This is a genomic window from Sphingomonas gei, from assembly GCF_004792685.1.
GTDB classification, from domain to species: Bacteria; Pseudomonadota; Alphaproteobacteria; order Sphingomonadales; family Sphingomonadaceae; genus Sphingomonas; species Sphingomonas gei.
Genome location: NZ_SRXT01000003.1, coordinates 168,904 through 190,307, shown reverse-complemented (window position 1 = coordinate 190,307; position 21,404 = coordinate 168,904). Strand labels below are relative to the sequence as shown.

The 21,404-nt window shown below is 64.9% G+C and carries 7 protein-coding genes; 4 read left to right on the top strand and 3 right to left on the bottom strand.

Features of this window, described 5'->3' with window-relative positions; genetic code table 11:
- Nucleotides 1–11 precede the first annotated feature (11 nt).
- From ispH to rnhA, 3 genes are all read left to right on the top strand, one after another.
- Complete coding sequence (ispH, locus tag E5A73_RS08060) at nt 12–965, top strand: 4-hydroxy-3-methylbut-2-enyl diphosphate reductase (RefSeq protein ID WP_135963308.1); 954 nt, start codon at nt 12–14, stop codon at nt 963–965.
- 120 nt (nt 966–1,085) lie between these two features.
- On the top strand, nt 1,086–2,042 hold the full coding sequence (gene thrB, locus E5A73_RS08055; protein ID WP_135963307.1) for a homoserine kinase: 957 nt from the start codon (nt 1,086–1,088) through the stop codon (nt 2,040–2,042).
- Entirely contained in the window at nt 2,039–2,482 is a 444-nt protein-coding gene (rnhA, locus tag E5A73_RS08050; protein ID WP_135963306.1) for a ribonuclease HI, read from the top strand. The genes thrB and rnhA overlap by 4 nt, the downstream gene beginning before the upstream one ends.
- Nucleotides 2,483–2,557: 75 nt before the next feature.
- Here the strand turns inward: rnhA and E5A73_RS08045 are convergent, their stop codons facing one another.
- Nucleotides 2,558–3,232, bottom strand: a complete 675-nt coding sequence (locus tag E5A73_RS08045; protein ID WP_135963305.1) for a TetR/AcrR family transcriptional regulator — start codon at nt 3,230–3,232, stop codon at nt 2,558–2,560.
- 69 nt (nt 3,233–3,301) lie between these two features.
- Between E5A73_RS08045 and E5A73_RS08040 the strand changes: the two genes are divergently transcribed.
- Nucleotides 3,302–4,471 (top strand): FAD-dependent monooxygenase, encoded by a 1,170-nt coding sequence (locus tag E5A73_RS08040; RefSeq protein WP_135963304.1) that lies wholly within the window; start codon nt 3,302–3,304, stop codon nt 4,469–4,471.
- Between the two features lie 43 nt (nt 4,472–4,514).
- On the opposite strand, the gene E5A73_RS08035 is transcribed toward E5A73_RS08040, so the two are convergent.
- Together E5A73_RS08035 and E5A73_RS21590 are read right to left on the bottom strand one after the other, a co-directional pair.
- Nucleotides 4,515–5,048: a toxin-activating lysine-acyltransferase gene (locus tag E5A73_RS08035; protein WP_135963303.1), complete on the bottom strand. Its 534-nt coding sequence runs from the start codon at nt 5,046–5,048 to the stop codon at nt 4,515–4,517.
- A gap of 9 nt (nt 5,049–5,057) precedes the next feature.
- On the bottom strand, nt 5,058–21,365 hold the full coding sequence (locus tag E5A73_RS21590) for a beta strand repeat-containing protein (protein WP_135963302.1): 16,308 nt from the start codon (nt 21,363–21,365) through the stop codon (nt 5,058–5,060).
- Between the last annotated feature and the right edge of the window lie 39 nt (nt 21,366–21,404).

Genomic DNA, 21,404 nt, shown 5'->3' with positions numbered 1-21,404 from the left:
AGCCGCTTGCCATGGACGCGATCACCAAACCGCCGCTCGAACTGCTCATCGCCGCGCCGCGCGGCTTCTGCGCCGGCGTCGACCGCGCGATCCGCATCGTCGAGCTGGCGATCGAGAAATACGGCGCGCCGGTCTATGTGCGGCACGAGATCGTCCACAATAAATATGTCGTCGACACGCTCAAGGCCCAGGGCGCGATCTTCGTCGAGGAGCTCGATCAGGTGCCCGACGGCGTGCCGGTGGTGTTTTCGGCGCACGGCGTGCCCAAGGCAGTGCCGGCCAAGGCAGCCGAGCGCGGCCTCTCTTATCTCGACGCCACCTGCCCGCTCGTCTCCAAGGTGCATCGCCAGGCCGAGCGGCTGGTCGCGGCGGGGCGGCACATCCTGTTCATCGGCCATGCCGGCCACCCCGAAGTGATCGGCACCTTCGGTCAGGTCCCTGCCGGCGCGATGACGCTGATCGAGACCGAGGCGGACGCCGAAACACTGATTGCCGCCGACCCCGACAACCTCGCCTTTCTGACCCAGACCACGCTGTCGGTCGACGATACCGCGGCAGTGCTCGCGGTGCTCAAGCGACGCTTCCCGACGATCCTCGCGCCGGGGGTCGACGACATCTGCTATGCCACGTCGAACCGCCAGGGCGCAGTCAAGGCGCTCGCCACGCAAGTCGATCTGGTGCTGGTCATCGGTTCGCCCAAATCGTCCAATTCGCTGCGCCTGGTCGAAGTCGCAGTACGCAGCGGCACCTGCTCGACCCTGATCCAGCGCGCCGACGACATCGACTTCGCCTGGTTCGACGGCGTCACCCGGGTCGGGCTCACTGCCGGCGCTTCGGCCCCCGAGCTGCTGGTGCGCGAAGTCGTCGAGCTGCTCGGCACGCGCTTCGAAGTCACCGAGCGCGAAGTCGAGACGGTTGCCGAGAACATCGCGTTCAAGCTCCCCCGCGGCCTCGAGGCGGCGTAACCCACTTTCGAACGCGTCGAACCACTAACCGTTCGTGCTGAGCTTGTCGAAGCACTGCCCTTTCCCTAACCCGTCACAAGAACGGCCCTTCGACAAGCTCAGGGCGAACGGAGGGTGGGATTGGCGGTCTACACACAGGTCTCGGCTGAAGCGCTGAGCGCTTTCCTCAAGCGCTTCGACGTGGGCGAGCTCATGTCCGCCAAGGGCATTGCCGAGGGCGTCGAGAACTCAAATTACCTCGTCGATACGACCCAGGGCCGCTTCATCCTGACGCTCTACGAAAAGCGCGTGGCGGCGGACGACCTGCCCTATTTCATGGCGTTGCTCGATCATCTCGCGGATAAGGGCCTGCCGGTCCCGCCGGCGATCAAAGACCGCGACGGCCGCGAGATCCACGAGCTCGAAGGTCGCCCGGCCTGCCTCATCAAGTTTTTGCCCGGCGTGTCGGTGACCACGCCGACCCAGATACAGGCCCAGGCGACAGGTGCCGCGCTCAGCCAGATGCATCGGGCACTCGAGGACTTCGCGCTCGAGCGCCCCAACACCATGGGGGTCGATACCTGGCAAGCCCAGCTCGACCGCTGCGGGCCCGACCTGAACAGCATCCACCCCGGCTTGTTCGACAGCGTTTCGCGCGCGCTGGAACGCATCCTCACGCGCTGGCCGCGCCATTTGCCTCCCAGCGCCATCCACGCCGATCTGTTCCCCGACAACGTGCTGATGCTCGGCGAAGAGGTCACCGGTCTGATCGACTTCTACTTTGCCTGCACCGATGTCCGCGCCTTCGACCTTGCAGTGACGCATGGCGCCTGGGCGTTCGACGCGACTGGCCATCACTACGATCCCGCGATCGGCGACGCATTGCTCCGCGGCTATCAGCAATCGCACCTGCTTGCCGAGGACGAGCGCGCCGCACTGCCGATACTCGCCGAGGGCGCGGCGCTGCGCTTTCTGCTCAGCCGCGCCTGGGACTGGCTCAACACCCCCGCCGACGCACTCGTCACCAGGAAAGATCCACTCGCCTATCTGCGGCGGCTGGACTTCTATGCGGAGAACGGCGACGCGCTCTTCGCATGACCGAACTCGAGCATGTCGAAATCGCCACCGATGGCGCGTGCAAGGGCAATCCCGGGCGCGGCGGCTGGGGCGTGCTGCTGCGGATGGGCGGGGTCGAGAAGGAATTGTCGGGCGGCGAGCCGCACACCACCAACAACCGCATGGAGCTGATGGCGGCGATCCAGGGGCTCAACGCGCTCAAGCGCCCGTGCCGGGTCACGCTGTCGACCGATAGCCGCTATGTGATGGACGGTCTCACCAAGTGGATCCATGGCTGGCTCAAGAATGGCTGGCGGACGTCTGACAAGAAGCCGGTCAAGAACGCCGATCTGTGGCAGGAACTGCTCGCCGCATCGAAACCCCACCGCGTCGAATGGGTGTGGGTCAAGGGTCATGCCGGCCACCCGGACAATGATCGCGCCGACAAATTGGCCAGCGATGCCGCGCTCGCGCAACGTTAGGTGATGGCGATAAGTTGTCCGCCCGAAGAATAGTGCCTTACCGGATGCTCCCGTAACGCTATCCCGCTGCCGTCGTCACGGTGTGGACGAATGGACTGCGACTCCTGGTGAAGCGTAGGCCGTATCGGCCAGCGCCGCCTCGACGCCAGCGGTGCCCCTTTCGATCAGCGCCAGGAAAGTGCCGTTCGCCTCGCTCGGATCCTGCGTCCGCCCGAAAGCTTCATGCGCCTGGGTGAACGCCACGCTCCACACCGCGGCGATCAATCCCGCAGCGAGATGCGCGTTTGGATCGTCGTGCGGGCGCCCGACAGCGTCGGCCAAGCCAACGGCTAGCGCGCGCACGAAGTCATCGCGCATCTGGCGCCCCCGCGCCTTGAGGGTTTCGCTCGCGAGCGCCGTCTCGACGAAGAGATAGGTGCCGCGAAAGAGCGGAAAGGATGGATGCGGCTGCTCGATCAATCGACGCGCCAGCGAACGCAGCGCCTGGACCGGCGAAGTGCCCGCGTCGCGCTCCCGAATGGCCGCGAAGGCGACGTCGCGGATCTCGTGCTCTCGGTCGAAGAACATGTCCTCCTTGCGGGGGAAATGGTTGAACACTGTCATCCGCCCAACGTCGGCGGCCTCCGCAATCTCGTCGATCGTCACCGCATCGAAGCCGCGTTCGAAAAACAAGCGGGTCGCCACGTCGGAGATGGCCTGACGGGTTAGCAGCCGCTTGCGTGTTCGGCGTTCGGCAACTGGCCCTGACATAGCTTGCTTTCTATACGCAGTATATTTATGGACTGAGTCCACTTTCATATCATTCCAGTTGAGGTCTCCATGATCGATCCGTCAACCTCCGATTCCGGGGCCGTGTCGGCCCCCAAAATCCCCGTCCTGATCAGCGGCGCAGGCTTCGCAGGCCTGGCCACCGCCTTCTGGATGACGAGGCTCGGCTATCGGGTAACGATCATCGAGACCAGCGGCGGCCTGCGCCGGGGCGGCACCCCGGTCGACATCGAGGGGGAAACGATCGGGATTCTCACGCGCATGGAGATGATCGAAGCCGTGCGGGCGAAGGCCCTCCCTCCGCGAGACTTCGAGTTCAAGGATGAAGAGGACACGACCCTTGGTGGGCTGACGGCCGCGTCCAGACCGGATGATCCGTCCGCGGCCCGCTACGAGATCCACCGGGACGACCTGCTCGACATCCTGTTCGCGTCGGTCGACGGCGCTGTCGAACTGCACTTCGGGCGCTCGATCGCCCAGCTGGACGACGGGCCGGAGCGCGTGTCCGTCGCGTTCGACGATGGCTCGCAGGGCGACTATGCATTGGTTCTCGGATGCGACGGCAACCGCTCCAATACCCGGTCGCTGGTGTTCGCCGATTCCGATGCCGCGTCTTATTATATGGGCGGCTATTTCTACCTGCGAGTGGTGCCGAAGACCGGCCTGCTTCCGGCAAACAGCACGCAACTCTTCAGCGTGCCCGGCCGGACGGCGATGCTGAACGGCTATGACGACCGCACGGACATCGCGCTCGCGTTCCGTTCCGATCAGCAGATCGACTACGACTTCCGCGACAAGGCGCAGCAGCGCCGCCTCGTCCACGATCACTTCGATGGGCTCGGTTGGAAAGTACCGGAGATGCTCGCGCACGTCGATGCCGACGGAGACTTCTACTTTGACCGGGCTAACCAGATCCGAATGCGGGCATGGTCGAAGGGGCGCATCGCGCTGGTCGGCGACGCGGGATATTGCGTATCCCCGGTGGCCGGCCTGGGAGGCTCGATCGCTCTCATCGGCGCGGCGCGCCTGGCCGATGCGCTTCAGCGCCATCCGGACGATCACACCGCCGCGTTTCAGGAATATGAAGCCGAGCTTCGCCCCTTTGTCGAGCAAGTCCAGGAGCGTGCGGCAACTGCCGGCATGTCGACGCTGTTCCCTGCGGACGAAGCCGAGCTCGAGGAGCGCAACCGCAAGATCCGCGCGGGCGAGATCGATCTGTGACCAGATTTCTGCTCTCTGCCGAGCCAACGGGCGGCAGCCGGGGTCAGCCCTGACCGCGAACCCCTGCTTCGATGGCGGCCTTGAGCTTTTCGCCGGCGTCGGCGGCGACCTGCTGGACGCTACGGGTGCCGGTCACAGGATCGGTCTGATGGAATTTGAACGCCTGGTTACTTAACGGGCCGGAGATCAGGTCCGCCATCATGATCTCGCGTTGCCGGTTGGCGGTGGTCGCGAACGGCGCGATGAAATCGACCAGCCAGACGGCGCTGCCCGAAATCCACTCCTCGAGCGTCAACTGGTTCTCCGGGCTGATCATACCGCCTTCCAGCTTGCGCTCGGCCTCGGCGTTGCATTTGGCCCAGAGCGCGAGCCCCACCGGCTGATCGCCGTTCCGGAAGAGGTAGAATTGCTGGTGGATCAGCGCAGGCATCACGAGCCACTCGAGATCTCCGATCGCCAGCGCTCGATGCAGCGGCGACTGGGTGAGAAGCCATGTCATTTCGCCCAGTAGATGGCTCACCGTCGGCGCGGCCGGCTGATGCGCGGGTTTGAACCCGATGGAATCGATGTCGGACATCGCTAGGTCCTAGTGGCCGGAGGCAAAATAATCAAAGGACGCAAGCTGCGGCTGGTCCCTTCGCAGCGAACCGCCCTCCCCTGCCAGCACACCGAACGACGCCATATATTGAGTCATCAGTAGGGCACGGCGATCGAGATCCGGGCCGCCGCCGGCTTTGCCGGTCGACCCAGCGCCCTCGACCACGTCGACCAGCGCCGGTGCGACCCCGTCGAACATCCGCTTCGATGGCACCCATCCGCTCAGCCGCCACATGCGCTCATCCCCGCTTTCTTCATCAACGTTGCGGGGGCGGTGGGCAGACCCATAGAAATCACCCTCGCGCGAGGACTGTACCCCGTCGATCCCGCCGGCAGCGGCAGGGACGTCGCCCCGCCCGAGCCCGTCGGTATACCGGGACGTGCCGCGTCTCGACACGCCTGCCCTGCGCGGCGGGGATGGCTCCACAGTGCCGGATTGCTGCGGCGGGGGCAGAGATATCGTATCGCCGGGCACGCTTGGCCCGGCAGGTGCTGCCGGAGGAATTGCAACAGGTACCGACGCCGAGACGCCAACCGTCGGGGTAAAGACAGGCTCGCTGCCGGCCGGCGCCATGCCCGTGCCCGCGTCCGCGGGAAGCGGGGGTGCGGCGAAATAAGTGAGAGCCACGTCGCCGGCCCTGCCTTCGCTTCCATCCGTGCGAACGAAGCGCGTCGTGTTGAGCACGACATTCTCCAGACCGTCTTCGACGGTGTGGCCGGTCGGCTGGCCGTGCAGGTCGATTGCCGCGATGCCGATTTCGGCAAGGAAGCGCAGCTCGCCGGCCTGGCTGACTCCATCCTGGTTGAGATCCTGCCAGACCTGGAGCTCGCCGAATCGCGAATCGGCAGCGTCGAGCGTTCCATCGCCGTTGGTGTCGAGCCCCGCGAGCCCTTCCAGGTCGGTAGTGGCACCAGGCTTGTCGCCTACGAAAGAAATTTCGACGCCGTTCTCGATCAGACCGTTGCGGTTCCGATCGAATACCAGGATCCCATCTGCGGCGCCGACCCATCCGGTGCGATCGCGTCGTCCATCGGCGTTCTGATCGAAGAAGATGTTGCCGCCCCAGGTCGACGTAAAATCGAAACCGTTGCCGCCCAGGTCGAATACGATCGGCCAAGCGTACCACCAGACCGAGTTCTGATTATTTTCATCAGACGAGTACACCGCGAAATTGGCCAGACTGTTGGTACCGCCGTTAACCACCGTATACCCGTCCGCATAGAAAGCGTTGGTCTCAGGACGCCTCGTAGTCGTATTTTCGTATCTGTAATATTCCGAATAGTAGCCCACCACTCGATTGGTACCATTTTCGACCAGTGCCCACTCATTGAACCATGTTTCATAGCCCCCCCCCCACTGGAGTTCGCTGTCCTGCGTGGCATGCGCTTCCACGTGGAAATTGGAACTCAGCGTCGGGTAATAAGGATAGGTGCTGGAAGGGATCCAAACCTGCTGGACGATATCCACGATGTTTGCGTTGAACCCGTAAGAGCTCGACAGGGCACCGTCGCTCGCGGAGATCGTGACGGGCAGATATTTTCCGGTAGCGCCGCCGACCTGAAGCGCGCTCGATTCATAGTCGATGCCCGGATTGACGACCGAAATCTCCCAACGGTTATTGGCCCAATTGACGGCGAGGTTCGATGCCGAGCTGCTCAGGCTGAGCAGGTTGGCCGCCTTGTCCGGGTCGCTCACGTTCACCGTGGCGACGACGGTGCCGAGCGGCACGTTCTCGATGATCCCGTTGCCGAAGCTTCCGAGCCAGGTGATTCCGGTGATCACCGGCGCATCGTTCGCCCCGGTTATGTTCACTTGGATCGTGCCGGTCGCCTGAAGCCCCGCATTGTCCGCGACCACATAGGTGATCGTGTCCGTATCAATTGCCCCCGCAGCAAGGCCCTGGAATCCCGACCCGACCCAATAGGTCAGCGTCTGGCTGGGGGCATTGTAGGTGACGCTGCTGCCTCGCGGCGTGCCGGGGGTGACGGAGACGATGTGCAGCGGATTGCCCTCGGGATCCAGGATGCTCCCGAACAGCGCCTGGAGGTCGACGTTGACGCCGCCTGAATCCTCGCTCACGCCGCTCAGCAGGTAGCTCCCCGAAGGGACCGGCGCCTCGTTCTTGTTGGCGACGGTGATCGTCGCGGTGCGCAGCGTGCGCTTGCCCGAAGGGTCTATCGCGACGATGCCGACCGAGATCGCCGGGCTGACGCCGTTGGCAGCAAACCATTCGTAATTGAAGCCATTGGGAAACTGTCCAATATCCGCGCGCAAGCGCAGCTGATTGCCGACGAGCTCGAACCAACCGTTCGGATTGCCGTTGATCGCGTCGCCCTGCGTGGTTTGCGCAAAGCTATAGGTTATCGCGCCGCCTTCGGGATCGGTGGCACCGCCGATGGTGCCGATAATCAGATTTGCCGGATCTCCCGCGGTCCACTCGGTGATGCTGGTCGAGAAGTCGCCCGGGGCGCTCGGCGCCTCGTCGACATTGACGAGCTGGAAATTGACCGCCTGCCATCCGCCGACCTGCGCCCCAACCTTGGCGCGGACGTTGATCGTAGTGGTCGAGATGCCACCGACCGGCGCGCCGAAGCCGCTGGGGCGGTTCTCATAATCGAGCGCGCCGACCAGCTTGAGCGTCGAACCGATGATCTGGAACGCCGCAGCGGCGCCGGTCGAGGGATCGATCTCATACGTCACGGCGGCACCTTCGGGGTCGCTGCCGTTCAGCGTCACGCCCGTCCAGGAGCCGCTTGTCGTTTCGGTGACCGCCAAAGGCTGCAGCAAGCTCAGAACCGGCAGTTCGTCAACCGGCGTGACCGTGATGACGAAGCTGGTGTTCGCGGCCGAGACCAGGCCCCCTGCGTCGCGGGTGCGCACCACTACGGTGACCGTGCCCGTTCCCCCCGTCGCCACATCGGCGTCGGCTACCGCGCCGCCGATAAGGGAAAGCTGGTTGCCATTGACCTGAAACCAGTTTCTGGTCTGGCTGACGATGTCATAATAGAGCGTGCCACCCTCGGGATCGCTGGCGGAGAGCGCAAGTCCACTCACCGCGCCCGAAGTTGCGCCGTCGAGGATGGTCGCCCCGCTGACCGCATTCGGCGCGCTCGGCGCTTCAGGTACGTTGTTCGGCGCAATGCCGATGGTCTGCTGATAGGTGACCGGGCTTGCAGCGTTGGTGCGATCGGTCACGCGGACGATGACCTGCGCCGGCCCGGCCTCATAATTGAGCGACTGGCCAGGCGCGAGGCTGAGCTGGTTCACTCCCGCAGCATCGTTCGGGTCGACGAACTTGGCGGCATCGGCGCCGCCGACGATCTTGTACGTATAGGTGCCGCTGCCATCGGGATCGGTGACGCCAAGCGTACCGACAAGGACGCCCGCCACATTCTCGTTGAACCCGCCCGCCACCGGCGTGAAGGTCACCGCAGTGGGTGCGCCGTTGACGCTGACCGCGATGTTGACCGCTATTTCGCTCGAATATTGCCCGCCCGCGGCGATCAAGCCGGCCGCCAGATTTTCGCGCGAGCGCGCCTTGAGCACTACCGTGAAATCGGCCGACGACCCCGCCGGCGGGGTGATCCGTAGCGTGGCGAGGTTCCAGCCGGTAATCGTTGCCGTCGTCGAACCCGCGGCCGAGGTGAAGCTGTTGGTGCCGTCGGACAACACCACCCCCACCGGAATATTCTCGACCTTCACATAGTCGAAGACTTCGGATCCATCCGTATCGGCGAGCAAAGCGAGCTTGCTTCCTGCAAGCGTGCCGGGAAGCAGGATCGTCGCGCCGCCATTGCCGCTCACCGCGAGATTGGCGCTCTTTGTGGGATTGTCGGCGACCGCGAGCACGTTGAGGTTGACGTTGAGCGGGGCCGAGCTGAGGACGCCGTCCGAGCTGGTCAGAGTCACGGTCGCGCTGCCGTGCAAATTGCCGGTCGGGCGAAGCGTCAGGATCCGGGTGCGGCCGGTCGCGTCGCTGCCGTCGATGGTGATGTCGGCGGCCTGGATCGCCTGAAAGATGCCGCCGGACGCAGTGGCGGAGAGCGTCAGGCCGGCACCCGGGGTCTGCGCGTCGTCGAGCACGAACTTGAGCTGGACGGCCGTGTCTTCGGAAGTCGAAACGGGATTGCCCGCCGCCGCAGTCACCGTCGGGGGGGTGTTGAGGCCCCAGGCGTTGTCGATCTGCCCCCGCACGCTTTGCGCGAGTGCCGCGAAGCTCGCCGGTTGGGCAGTGCCGGCCATGATCGACAACAGGGTGGGCATGTTGACGAGCCGATCGTTCACGCGAGTCCCCGCGATGAAGATGTCGACGTAGAAGCCGTCCGCCGCGGTCCAGTCGCCTGCGGTGGTGTTGGTGAACCAGTCCTTCACCGTCACCTGATCGGTGGCGCCGAGCACCTTGACGATCAAGTCCTTGCCCGACTTGGCGAACCACAGATCCGAATATTGGATCGATGCCGCGAGATTGGCCGAATCGTAGAAGAAATCGACTGCGTCGCGCGACGCCGGCACGTCCGAATCGTAATTGTAGATGATGTCCTGGCCACCGCCGCGGGCGAATTTGTAGACGTCGCCGCCGGCGCCGCCCGCCATGGTATCATTGCCGAGGCCGCCGTCGAGTGCGTCGCCCGCATCGCCCGCGTCGAGAAAGTCGTTGCCCGCCTCCCCGTAGAGCGTGTCGGATTCGCCGCCGCCGAACAGCCGGTCGATGCCATCGCCGCCCCACAACGTGTCCACCCCCGCTTCGCCGAAGATGACGTCGTCGCCGGCATCGCCGTACAGGGTGTCATTGCCGGCACCACCATAGATCAGGTCGTCGCCACCACCGCCGCGCACGACGCTGCTGCCGTTGGTGCCGCGCAATTGGTCGTTATAGCCTGAGCCGGTGAGGTTCTCGACGCCGTTGAACCAGTCGCCCTCGGCATCCGCGCCTGCGGCGGCGACAGCGCCGACCAATGCCGTGGTGCTCGACGAATTGTTGGCGACCAGATCGACCCGCACGCCGTTCAGCGAGATGACGCGCGCGGTGGCGACGGTGGTCGCGCCCACCACCATGCCACCCACCGCCGCCGAATTGACCGCAGTGCCTGCGGCGGACGAGGCATAGGTCACCGTGTCGATGCCGGCGCCGCCGATGATCTGATCGGCGCCGCCGCGGCCCTCGATCGTGTCGTCGCCCGAGCCGCCGTCGATCCGGTTCGCCGCCGCCGAGCCGTAGAGAATATCATTGCCCGATCCGCTGAGCACATTCTCGACATTGGTCAGCTTGTGCGCGGCATTGTTGAGGTCGATCGCGAGCGCAGTGCCGACCGTAATGAAGCTGGCGGTGTCGGTCCCGGTGCCGCCGTCGACCGTGTCCTCGCCGACGAGCGTGAGGATGATCGTGTCGTCCTCGCTGCCGCCATTGACGATGTCGGCACCCAGGCCGCCGGTCAGTATGTCGTTGCCGCCGCCGCCGTTCAGCGTGTCCGCGCCATCATCGCCGTAGAGCGTGTCGACGCCGTCATCGCCATTGAGAGTATCGTTGTCGACGCCGCCATAGAGCGTGTCGTTCTCGGTCCCGCCGGAAAGAACGTCGCTGCCCGCGCCGCCATAAAGCTGGTCGGCTCCGGCTTCGCCCTTGAGATCGTCGTTTCCGGCGTCGCCGGTGATGACGTCGGCACCGGCGCCGCCGCGAAGGACATTGGCGGCAGAGCTGCCCGAAATCTCATCGGCGAATGCCGAGCCGGTGACGTTCTCGATCGTGCCCGCGGCGAACGTGTCGCCTTCGGCGTCGCCCCCCGCGCCGCGGCCGGCGGCCACGCCGTTGACCGCGCCGCCGGACAGATTGACCTTCACCGCAGCGGCGGACAGCCCGAAGTCGAGCGTGTCGATGCCGGCGCCGCCGTCATAGGTGTCGGCGTCGGCGCTGCCCATCAGCCGGTCGTCGTCGGCACCGCCATAGAGGAAATCGTTGCCCGTGCCGCCGTCGAGCGTGTCGCTGCCGGCATCGCCATTGAGTGTATCGCCGCCCGAGCCGCCGGCGAGCGCGTCATTGCCGGCGTCGCCCCAGATCTGGTTCGCGAACTCGTTACCGGTGAGCGCGTCATCGAGCGTAGAGCCGCGCAGATTCTCGATGCTGGCGATGTTGGTGGCGGTGCCGAGATCAACCACGCCGTTATAGGCGCCCTGGTTGAGCCACAAGGTGTCGATGCCCGATCCGCCATCGATCACATCTTCGACTGCGCCTGCAGCGGTCTTGCCGGCGTAAATCTGGTCGATGCCGTCGCCGCCGAGCATCGTATCGACGCCTGCCTCGCCCATGAGCGTATCGTTGCCCGCGCCACCCGCAAGGAGGTCGTCGCCCCCGCCGCCGAGCAGCGTATTGTCGAGCGCGTTGCCGAGCAGGACATCGTTGAAGCCGCTGCCGAACACCTGCTCGATATTGGTGAGCCGATCCCCTTCGGCGTCGCCCCCCTTGCCGATCCCGCTATCGAGGTCGACCGTCACTGCCGCGGCGGAGGCGGTATAAGCGACCCGATCGAGTTCGGTGCCACCGTCGATGAGATCGGCGCCGCCCGATCCGTTGATGATGTCGTTGCCGCCATTGGCGTTGATGGTCTCGCCCCGCGCGGTGCCGTTCAGCACGTCGGCGCCGGCAGTGCCGGTGATCGTCGCGCCCGGTCCGCTCTGGATCGACAGGGTGAAGTCCGAAGCGACGCTGGCAGCACCCGTGCCCGGCCCGTCCTTGGCAGTGACGCGGATCGTGAAGACCTGCCCCACCGCCGCCGCCGGAACATTGGCCGCAAGGTAGGAGAAGGTCGAGCCGGTGAAGCTGATCCAGGCGGGCAGCGCCGATCCATCGGCCAGCGTCGCGGTGAAGGTCAAGGTGTCGGTCAAGTCGAGATCGAAGAACGCGGTTGCCGGGATCGTGTACGAGAAGCCCTGATTGTCCTGACCGACCTGCGCGGTGAGCCCAGGCAGGCCCAGCATCGGCGCATTATTGGTATCCACCCCCAGGCTGACGATCCCGTCGGCGAACTGGAGATATTCGACGCCGCTATACGTGTCCGTACCTTCATCGCCGTCAGCGGCGTTGGTGTCGGTGACCTTGAAGGTTCCCGTGTTGATCGAATAATCGGCGCGCTTGCCTGTGAAAATGGCGGTGTCGCTGCCCGCGCCGCCGGTCAGCAAATCGTTGCCGGTTCCGCCCGTCAGCCTGTCGTCGCCGTTGCCGCCGTCGAGCGAATCATTGCCCGCGCCGCCGGCGAGATAATCGGCATTTGCCGAACCGGTGAAGGAGTCGGCCGCCGAGCCGCCGATAATGCCTTCGATCCCAGTGAAGGTCTCGGTCCCGCCGTCGATCGTGCCCCCGGTCATGGCCAGGACCAATGCGCTCGTCTTGTCCGAATAATCGACGAGATCGAAGCCGAGGCCGCCGTCGAAGCTGTCGATCCCTAGGCCGCCCTGGAGCGTGTCGTCGCCATCATTGCCCTGCAGCGTATCGTTGCCCGCGCCGCCCTCGAGCCGGTTGCCCCCGCTCGATCCGCGCAAGACGTCGTTGCCGCTGGTGCCGACCAGATTCTCGATCCCGGCGAGCTGGGTGCCACCTGTGACGAGGTTGGTCGTGAGATCGGCGGTGAGGCCGGCCGAAAGCGACGAGAAGTCCGCGGTATCCACGCCGGCGCCTCCGTCGAGCGTGTCGACTCCGGTGCCGCCGCTGAGGCGGTCGTTGCCGTCACCGCCGCGCAGCGTGTCGTTGCCTGCCCCGCCCTCGATCACATCGGCGTTGGCGGTGCCGGTGATCGTCTCGTTGCCCGTCGAGCCGAGGATCTTGGCGATGCCGGTCACCGCGACCCCGGTGAGGTTGAGCGTGGATCCGGCTGCCAGCTGGATCTGGACGTTCGCCTTGCCATTGCCGTCGATCGCCTCGACGTTCGCCAGCGAGCCAAGTCCGATCACTGCATTGTCGGCGGTCGCGAGCAGCGTGTCGGCGCCGGCGCCGCCATCGACGGCATCGAAACCGGCTTCGGCAAGATATTGGAGGACGTCGTCGCCGGCACCGGCCAGGATCGTGTCGTTACCCGCGCCGCCGACCAGCACATCGGCAAATCCGGTTCCGTTGAGCGTGTCGTTGCCGGCAAGGCCTTCGAAGCGGCCACCGCCGACCAGCAAAGCATCGGGCGCCAAGCTGTCGTTTCCGGCCGAGCCGGTGATCACGAAACGATCGGTGAAGGTCGCTAGCGGCTGCCAGGCGGTATCGAACGCCGCCTGGAACTGCGCATCCCACGGGTTCGCGCCGATCCGCTGCATCTCGACGAACAGCGCCTCGACGTCGGAGCGCGTGATCGCCTTGTCGCCGACGAGGATCCGGCGCGCAGCGTCGGCGGAGGCAGTCGTCGCGGTGGCGGAAGTGAACCAGTTCTTGACGGTGACGCTGGTGCTCGTTCCCCGGACAGCGATCACAAGGTCCGCGCCCGAGCGCGACATCCAGAGATTCGTGGCGGCGAGAGCGGTCGCTCCGCCCTCGACGGTGGCCCCGAAAACCACATTGTCGTAGCCGCCGCCTGTGGTGATGGTATCGACGCCGCCGTCGCCGGTGACGAGATAGCTGTCGCTGCCGGCGCCGCCGTACAGCTGATCGTTGCCATGCCCGCCAACGAGCGAGTCGTTGCCGGTACCGCTGCGGAGCAGGTCGTCTCCTTCCTCGCCGACCAGCATGTCGGCGCCTTCGCCGCCGTAGAGCTGGTCGTTGCCGTCGCCGCCCGACAGCGTGTCCCGGCCGCCACCGGTGCCGACCACGCTGATCGCATCCAGCGTGGCGCCGATGCCGTCCGCCGTGCCCAGTCCAACGAAGGTCAGCGTGTTGCTGCCGGTGGCCGAGCCGACGACCGAATAGGTATAGGTGTTCGTCCCGGCGATCGAATCGACCAGCGTGCCGTTCCACCAGACTTCGAACGCTACCGACGTTTCCACCGGGTTATAGGCGTCGAAGCCGATCGTGACGGCCTGGCCGGCGCTGAGGCCCTCGATCGTTTGCGACACGGTCAGGTTGCTGCTTCCGCCATCGAGCGCGAGCCGGCGATTGCCGGCGGGGCCCGTGACCTTGAAGCCGGTCCCCGGCGCCGTTTGCCAGCCGGGCAGATCGGAGGTGGTCGTGCCACCGCTCACCACTGCGTCGTTGGCGGGATCACCCAGATTCTCGAAGCTGCCATTGGCAATGCGGTTGACCAGGCTGACGAAGCCGGTGCCGCTGCCCTCGGTCGCGTCCAAATCGCCGTAGAGAATGTCGTTGCCCGCGCCGCCGGACAGGACATCATTGTCCTCGCTACCGGTAAGCGTGTCATTGTCGTCGCCCCCGTCGAGCTTGTCGTCGCCGGCCGCGCCGATCAGCGTATCGGTGCCGCTGCCGCCCGCCAGCATGTCGTTGCCGGCGTCGCCCCCGACCAGCAAGTCGTTCCCGGCATTGCCATAAAGCGCATTGTCGCCTTCGTCGCCTTTCAGAACGTCGTCATAATCGGACCCGATCAAGTTTTCGACGCCCGAGAAGGTGTCGCCGGCAGCATCCCCCGCCGCGACGGCGGTCTGGAGATTGACGTGCGCGCCGGTGGCGGCGCCGAAATAGGTCACCGTATCGACGCCGAGTCCGCCAATCAGCGTGTCCGAGCCCGCGCCGCCCGCGAGCAGGTCGTTGCCGTCGCCGCCATCGAGAATGTCGTTGCCGTCGCGGCCGCTCAGCGTGTCGTTGCCGGCACCGCCGGTGAGCGTATGCGCGCCCGCGATCATGTCGACGAGCAAGTCGTCATTCGCGGTGCCCGCCGTGCCGAGCACGCCGTTGGAGCCGAAAACCAGCCCCTTGAGCGAGGCGGATTCCCCGTCGGACAGAAGCAATGTCTCGACGCCGTGATCGGCGTCGAAAGTCGCGGCTCCCGCTGCGCGGAAATTGCGCAGCTTGATACTGTCGCTGGTGCCGGCGATCGAGATGACCAGGTCCGCGCCCGAAAAAGCAAAATCCAGGTTCGCGAGCCCGATCGACTGAACGCCGGTTGCCGTGGAGCCGGTACGTCCAACGATGTCGTCGAAGAACAGCGTGTCGTCACCCGCGGCCCCGGCGGGCGCCGTGCGGGTAACCAGCGATCCGCTCACTGCGAATTGGACGACACCATTCTCGTCGGCCAGCCAATTGGCGGCGACGCGGGCCGGTATCCCCGGAGTCGCGCTCGTGCTGGTGAAGGCGCGGCTATACGCGACCTCCCCGGTATCGGCATTCTCGATCAGGTGGACGAAATTATAGGCCGTACCGGTGCGGCCGACCATCTGGACCCGCTCGGTCCACGGCTCGGTGAGCGCGCCGGTCGCGGTGGCGATCGTCTCGGTGCTCGCAGCATATTCGTCGGTGACGATGTCCGCGCCATCGCCGCGGCCGAAAACATAGACGTCGTCGCCGAGATTGCCCGAAAGCTGGTCGGCGCCCGCGCCGCCGGTGAGTTCGTTGGCGTCATAGTCGCCGGCTAGCACGTCGCTAAAGCTCGATCCGACCAGGCCTTCGATGTCCGAAAATCTGTCGAGCGCGGCATCTCCGGTGTTCAGCGCCGAATTGAGCAGCGACGCGGTTACGCCCGCAGCCGCCGAGGCATAGCTCGCCACGTCGAAGCCGTCGCCGCCGACCAGCGTGTCGCCCGCGGCGGCGGCAGTAGCGCCCGATACCAGATTGCCGAGCGCGTCGGTGCCGGTACCTTCGTAGAATTGCCCGCCGGCGCCGCCGTCGAGAATGTCGTTGCCGGCGCCGCCGAGCAGGATGTCCGCGCCCGCGCCGCCCTTGAGCCAGTCGCCGCCGCCATTGCCCGACAGCAAGTCGTTATAGGTTCCGCCGACGATCTCGTCGGCGCCCGCCCCGCCGGTAACCCAATACCCCTTGTCGCTCGCCGCGCTGATCTTGGACGCGCCCCAGTCATCGCTGTCGGTGCCGCCAATGATTCCGGTGCGGCTGACGTCGATCGTTCCCGAGGCGAAAAAGGCGAACTGCTCGATCGAGCCGCGCGCGACGCTGCTCGCCGCCCATTCTTTCAATACGATGCGATCCGAAAGGCTGGCGAAGTCGGCGTCGACCGCGCCTTTCGGCTCGATGCCAACGACGATATCGTCACCCGACAGGCGGAACTGGATATCGCCGACATCGATCCCGAACCCGAATTCGAGCGTATCGACGCCGCTGTTGGCGGCGATGCGCGCCGGATCGGCGGGCTTGTGGCGATAGAGCCGGCCCGTCGTGATATCATATTCCATTCGCGACAGCGTGTTGCTGCCGTCATAGATCTTGACGCCATTATAGAAGATCGAAGCCGAGTCTGCGCCCACGCCCGACGCGTAACCGGCCTGGTAACCTACGCCCGAGACCCAGACCAATTCCCACTCGTTGCTCAAATCGTCGACCAGGACATCCTGGCCGTCGCCGCGCGTGAACTTGAAAACGTCATTGCCGGTGCCGCCGGCGACGAAGTCGTTGCCGGTGCCCCCCGATACGATGTCGTTGCCAGTGCCGCCGCGGACCTCGTCGCGCCCCGCGCCGCCCGAGACATTGTCGCTGCCCTGGCCGCCGAGCACCACGTCGTCGCCGTCCATGCCGAGGACGATATCGTTGCCCGGATCGCCCGACACGAAGTCGTTGCCTTTGCCGCCATTGCCGAAATCGTTGCCGAACAGCAGGTAGACGACGTCGTCGCCGCCGCCGGCGTGGACGAAGTCGTCGCCGTTGGTGCCGTAAATGAACTCACCGCCGTCCGTGCCCAGCGTGAACGTGTCGAAATCGGCGATTCGCAATACCTGGCCGTCGGCGAATTGGATATTCTCGATCTGGTTGAGAGGGTTGAACCAGTCCTGCAGGACGATCTTCTCGCCGGTGAGAGTGATCTCGACGATCAGGTCGGTCTTGGCCGCGTTGGCGCTGATTCGGACATCGTCGATGGTGATGCCGGTCGCGAACGCGAGCGTATCCTCGCCGCCACCGAGCCCGGCGCGGCCGTCCAGCGTGCTCGCCCCCGTGGCGATGCTGCCGACATGCTCGCCACTCCAGTCCCTGAGCCCGAACCGGCGGAAGGCCGCCTGCACTGCGGCGCTCATGAAGCTGGCCTGGGTGGTCACCGTCGTGCCCGGATTCGCCGCCTGATAGAGCTGGAGAACGGTCAACCCGCTCTCGTCGCGGACGATGTCGGCATCGGCGAGATTGGCCGAACCATCGGCATCGCCGGTGCGGAAGATATAATGGTCGTCGCCGCGTCCGCCGCGGATGCTGTCGCCTTTGCCGCCGCCTCCGGACAATATGTCGTCGCCGTCCCCGCCTTCGAGCGTGTCGATGCCGGCGCCCCCTTCGAGCCAGTCCGAGCCTTCACGGCCGATCAGAATGTCGTTCCCCGCGCCGCCATCGAGGAAATTGCCGTTGCCGCCGATCGTGCCCGCCGCCGCGCCGCCGGCATTGAGCACATCGTCGCCATCCCCGCCGAGCAGCCAATCGTCGAGCCGCCCGCCGTAAAGCGTGTCGTTGCCCGCGCCGCCCGACAGAGTGTCGCCGCGATCGGAGGCATGGACGATGTCGTTGCCGTCGCCGGCATCGACCGCCGCCGCGACATCGATCGCCAGCTCGCGGCGATCGGCAGTGGCAAAGGTCAGGCTCGCCGTCGTTCCCGAGCGCGAGCGCGCGATCGAGAAGATCGCCTGCCCCGTCGCTTCGTCCAGCGTGACGCTGTCGATCCACGCGAGCGGCGTCGTCCCCATCGAAGCGTCCACGATCGTCGCGGTGCCAGCAGCCGCGACCACGCCGGTGGTGTCCGGGGCGTTGGCGATCAGGGTGGCGCCGGCGGTTACCGTCGCGGTGAGCGCGAAGCGCTCATTGCCCTCGACATTGGTGGGCTTGCCCGCCCCGTCGACTCCGTTGTCGGCAAGTACCGCGACGCGCACGAACTTCTGGGTCTGCCCGGCGGCGAAGCTGAGCGCGGTCGCGGTGGTCCAGCCCGTAAGGCCGTTGTCGGAAACTTCGATCCCCGCTCCGAAATCGATGCCGATGGAGGCGCCGTTCGCCGCCGTGGTGAGCGCTGCGGTAACGACGCCCGACGCCGCCTTCGACAGCGATACGCGGAACACCGCATAGCCGTCATTCTCGCCGGCATAGCTCCGCCCGACCACCAGCGTCGGCTTGGCGGCGGTGCCGTCGACGATGACCGCCTCGGCCGCGCCACCGATGATCGAAACCCCATTGCCGCTCGACAATTGGCCGAGAAATTTCTCGGTGGCTTCGGCGACGCCGTCATTGGCAACGGCCACCGAGACGGTCTTGCGCAGGTCACCCGTCGCGAAGCTCACGCCGGTGGCGGCCTGCGCCGTGAAGTCGGTCCCCGAAACCGCGATGTCGTCGTTCAGATGGCCGTTGACAGTGTAGCCGATCTGATTGGCGAGCCTGCCCGACCGCAAGTCGATCGTGTCCGCGCCCGCGCCGGCCACGATCGTGTCGATCCGGCGTACGTCGACCGAGTCGCCGGCCATGGCCAGGAAGGTGCCGTCCGCGTCGAAGAAGCTGAAGGTGCGCTCGAGGCTATTCTGATAGGTCGGGATCAGGCTGAGATTGACCGCGCCCGGCGACATCTCGCCCAGCGACTGGAGGAAATAGCCGAACCCGCCCTCCCAGTCCGACTCGTTGCGCCGGGTGACGCCGAGCTCCTCGGCGCGCACGAGCGTCTGCAACCACCCCAGCGAGAAGGACGAGTTGGGCGACACGCCGAGCATCAGGTCGATATCGTCGCGCGAATTGAGATATTCGCCGTAATCCTTCGCGATCTGCATATCGAGCAGCAGCGCATTCGGATTGAAATTGTCCCAGCTGCCGACCAGCGAGACAGCCCCCTGGAGCCCGCGCTTGGCGAAGATATTGCCGCCGACGATCTTGAAGTCGGGATCGGCCAGCCCGGTGAAGGCACCGAACTTGACGAGGTCCTCGCCACCGCTCGCGCCCTTGAACGATTTGGTTATGGTACCCTTGTCGCGGCTGGACGTGGGCCGATACACATAGCTTTTGCCGCGCATCCCGTAGTTGCCGGACTGCACCTGCTCGGCATGGATCAGATCCCCGCCGCTCGCCTGGATCACGCTGTTGTAGATGTTGTTGACGGCATCGGTGAGCGACGCAGCGGCCGACTTCGAGCCGCCATGCTTCGAATAGACGTTGGCCGTCACGAACTGGCGCTTGTTGGCGTCGTATACCGAATCGGCACCCGCCACGGGCGTCCCGCCGAATATCGATCCGATAAGCCCGCCGATCACGCTGAAGACGACGGTGTCGATGAAGCTCGCCAGCAACGCGACGCCGATGATCACCGGATTTCCGGTCGCGAACGCGGCGATCAGCATGGGAGCATCGAGGAATCCGGCGACCGCCGCTCCGACGGCCGATCCGATCTGCCCCCCCAGGCTTTCTGGCGAATAAATGGCGTGCGCCAGCTTATTTGCCAGGAACGTAGTGGCGGCGGTGAGCACGAGTTGCGGCCCGATTTGGGTGAAGACCTCGACGTGCTTGGTCACCGTGACGCCGTTCTCGACCACGGTATAGGCATCGCCGAGCCGGGTGAGGTTGGTCAGGATCTGATTGATCACCGCCCCGCCGACGGAATTGGCGAACTCCCCCGCAAAACCGGAAATGCCCAGCGACTTGACCAGCTGCGCGGTGATGAACGAGGAAACCGCGCCGATCCCCTCCGATTCCAGGTTTCCGACCAGATCGCTGCCGATATCCGCGAACACCGATCGCCGGGCGCCGCTCGGCAGAGTGATGACCGCGCCGCCGTTGAGGACCGCCTCGAGCACGTTCTGACCGATCGTGCCGAACAACGCCGAAGATCCGGTCGACAGTACTGCATTGTTGCCGCCGATGAATTTTCCCAGCACCGAACCCAGCACGTAGCCGATGCCGGCATCCTGCTTGAGTTTCTGCACTGCCTCTTCGTCTATCCGGGCAGCTTCGATATCCCGGAGAATTCGTTCGCGTCGTTCCTGCGGATCTTCGCCGGGAGCTACGTTTTCGAACAGCACGGATATGTCGTCGAGCTTCGCCTTTATTTCCGCATCGGTGAGATTCAGGCCCTTATAATAGGTCTGGAGAAGCTGCTTGAGCTGATTGAGCTGGTTCGCTTTGTCCTTGGCAATGACTTGATACGCGGCCTGCGCCTTCGCAAACGCCGCGGAGGAACTGGCCGATTCGACGAAGTCGGCGAGATTGTGCGACGTGGTCGCCGCCGTTTTCGTACGCTCGATCGCCCCTTCGGCAACGAATTGGTCGATAAGGGCGTCGGTCAGAAAATATTGCGGCGTTCCGAATTTCTTTTTCTGATCTTCGACGATCAGCCAGACAGCATGCCTGTATTGGTTCAACACGTTTGCGTTATAATTCGCGTCGTTATTACCGACGATACTCGCTTTGTCCGCTGCCGATATGTTGAGGTGCAGGGCACCGATCAATTTATCCCACGCCTGAAACGGGACACCGTAATACGGATCCTGCCTTTTAAACCCGCCTTTGCCGTCGCCTCCCATGATGGTTGTCGGGTCCCACACCGTCCCCGTACCCGACGTCCGCCATGCATTGAAATCCTGCAGACTGTTTATCGGCGTCGTGGTGCTGCTCCAGCCGAGACCGGGATGCCCGCCGGTCCGGTGATTGAGCTCATGGACCAGGAAATACAGAAATTGTGCTTTGTCTATATCGGAGGCCCCGGCAAATCCGCCTGGGCCGAACCACGATTTATTCAGGACAACTTCGAATTCGCCGTCGTTCGTAGAATAGAGATCCCCCGCTCCTTGAACCTGGCCGCCCGGAAGCTTCATCGCGAGGTCCGTCAACGCAATGTAGATCGATTGCGGCTGAACCTGGACCGTCTGGCCATTCACTATTGCAGTGGTGGTCTGGACAAAGGGCGCGAGTATCGCGCTGACCGAGGGATCGGCCGACGTGAAAATCGAAGCGACATATTCGCCAATGGCGCGATCGTTGGCCGAGCCGAAATCGCCGAAGATCACGACTGCGGGGCGGCCCGTCGCGGCGGGAATCTCGATGGTGGAAACGTTGCCTGCGTTCGCGCTGGCAAAGGTAGCGGCCTGGGCGAACCAAGCAACGTAAGCGGCATGATTTGCGACCGAGATCGGTTTGCCGTTCGGACCGATCGCCGCCCCGGTCCGTCTGTTGAAACGATCGATGACGAACTGGATCGTCCTAACATTGTACTTTGCCGTCGAGCCTGGGACCGCAGTGCCGGGAGCAGGAGTCGGAGTGGGCATAAGATTGACTTCCTATGGTCTCGATGGCGCCCCAAGCGG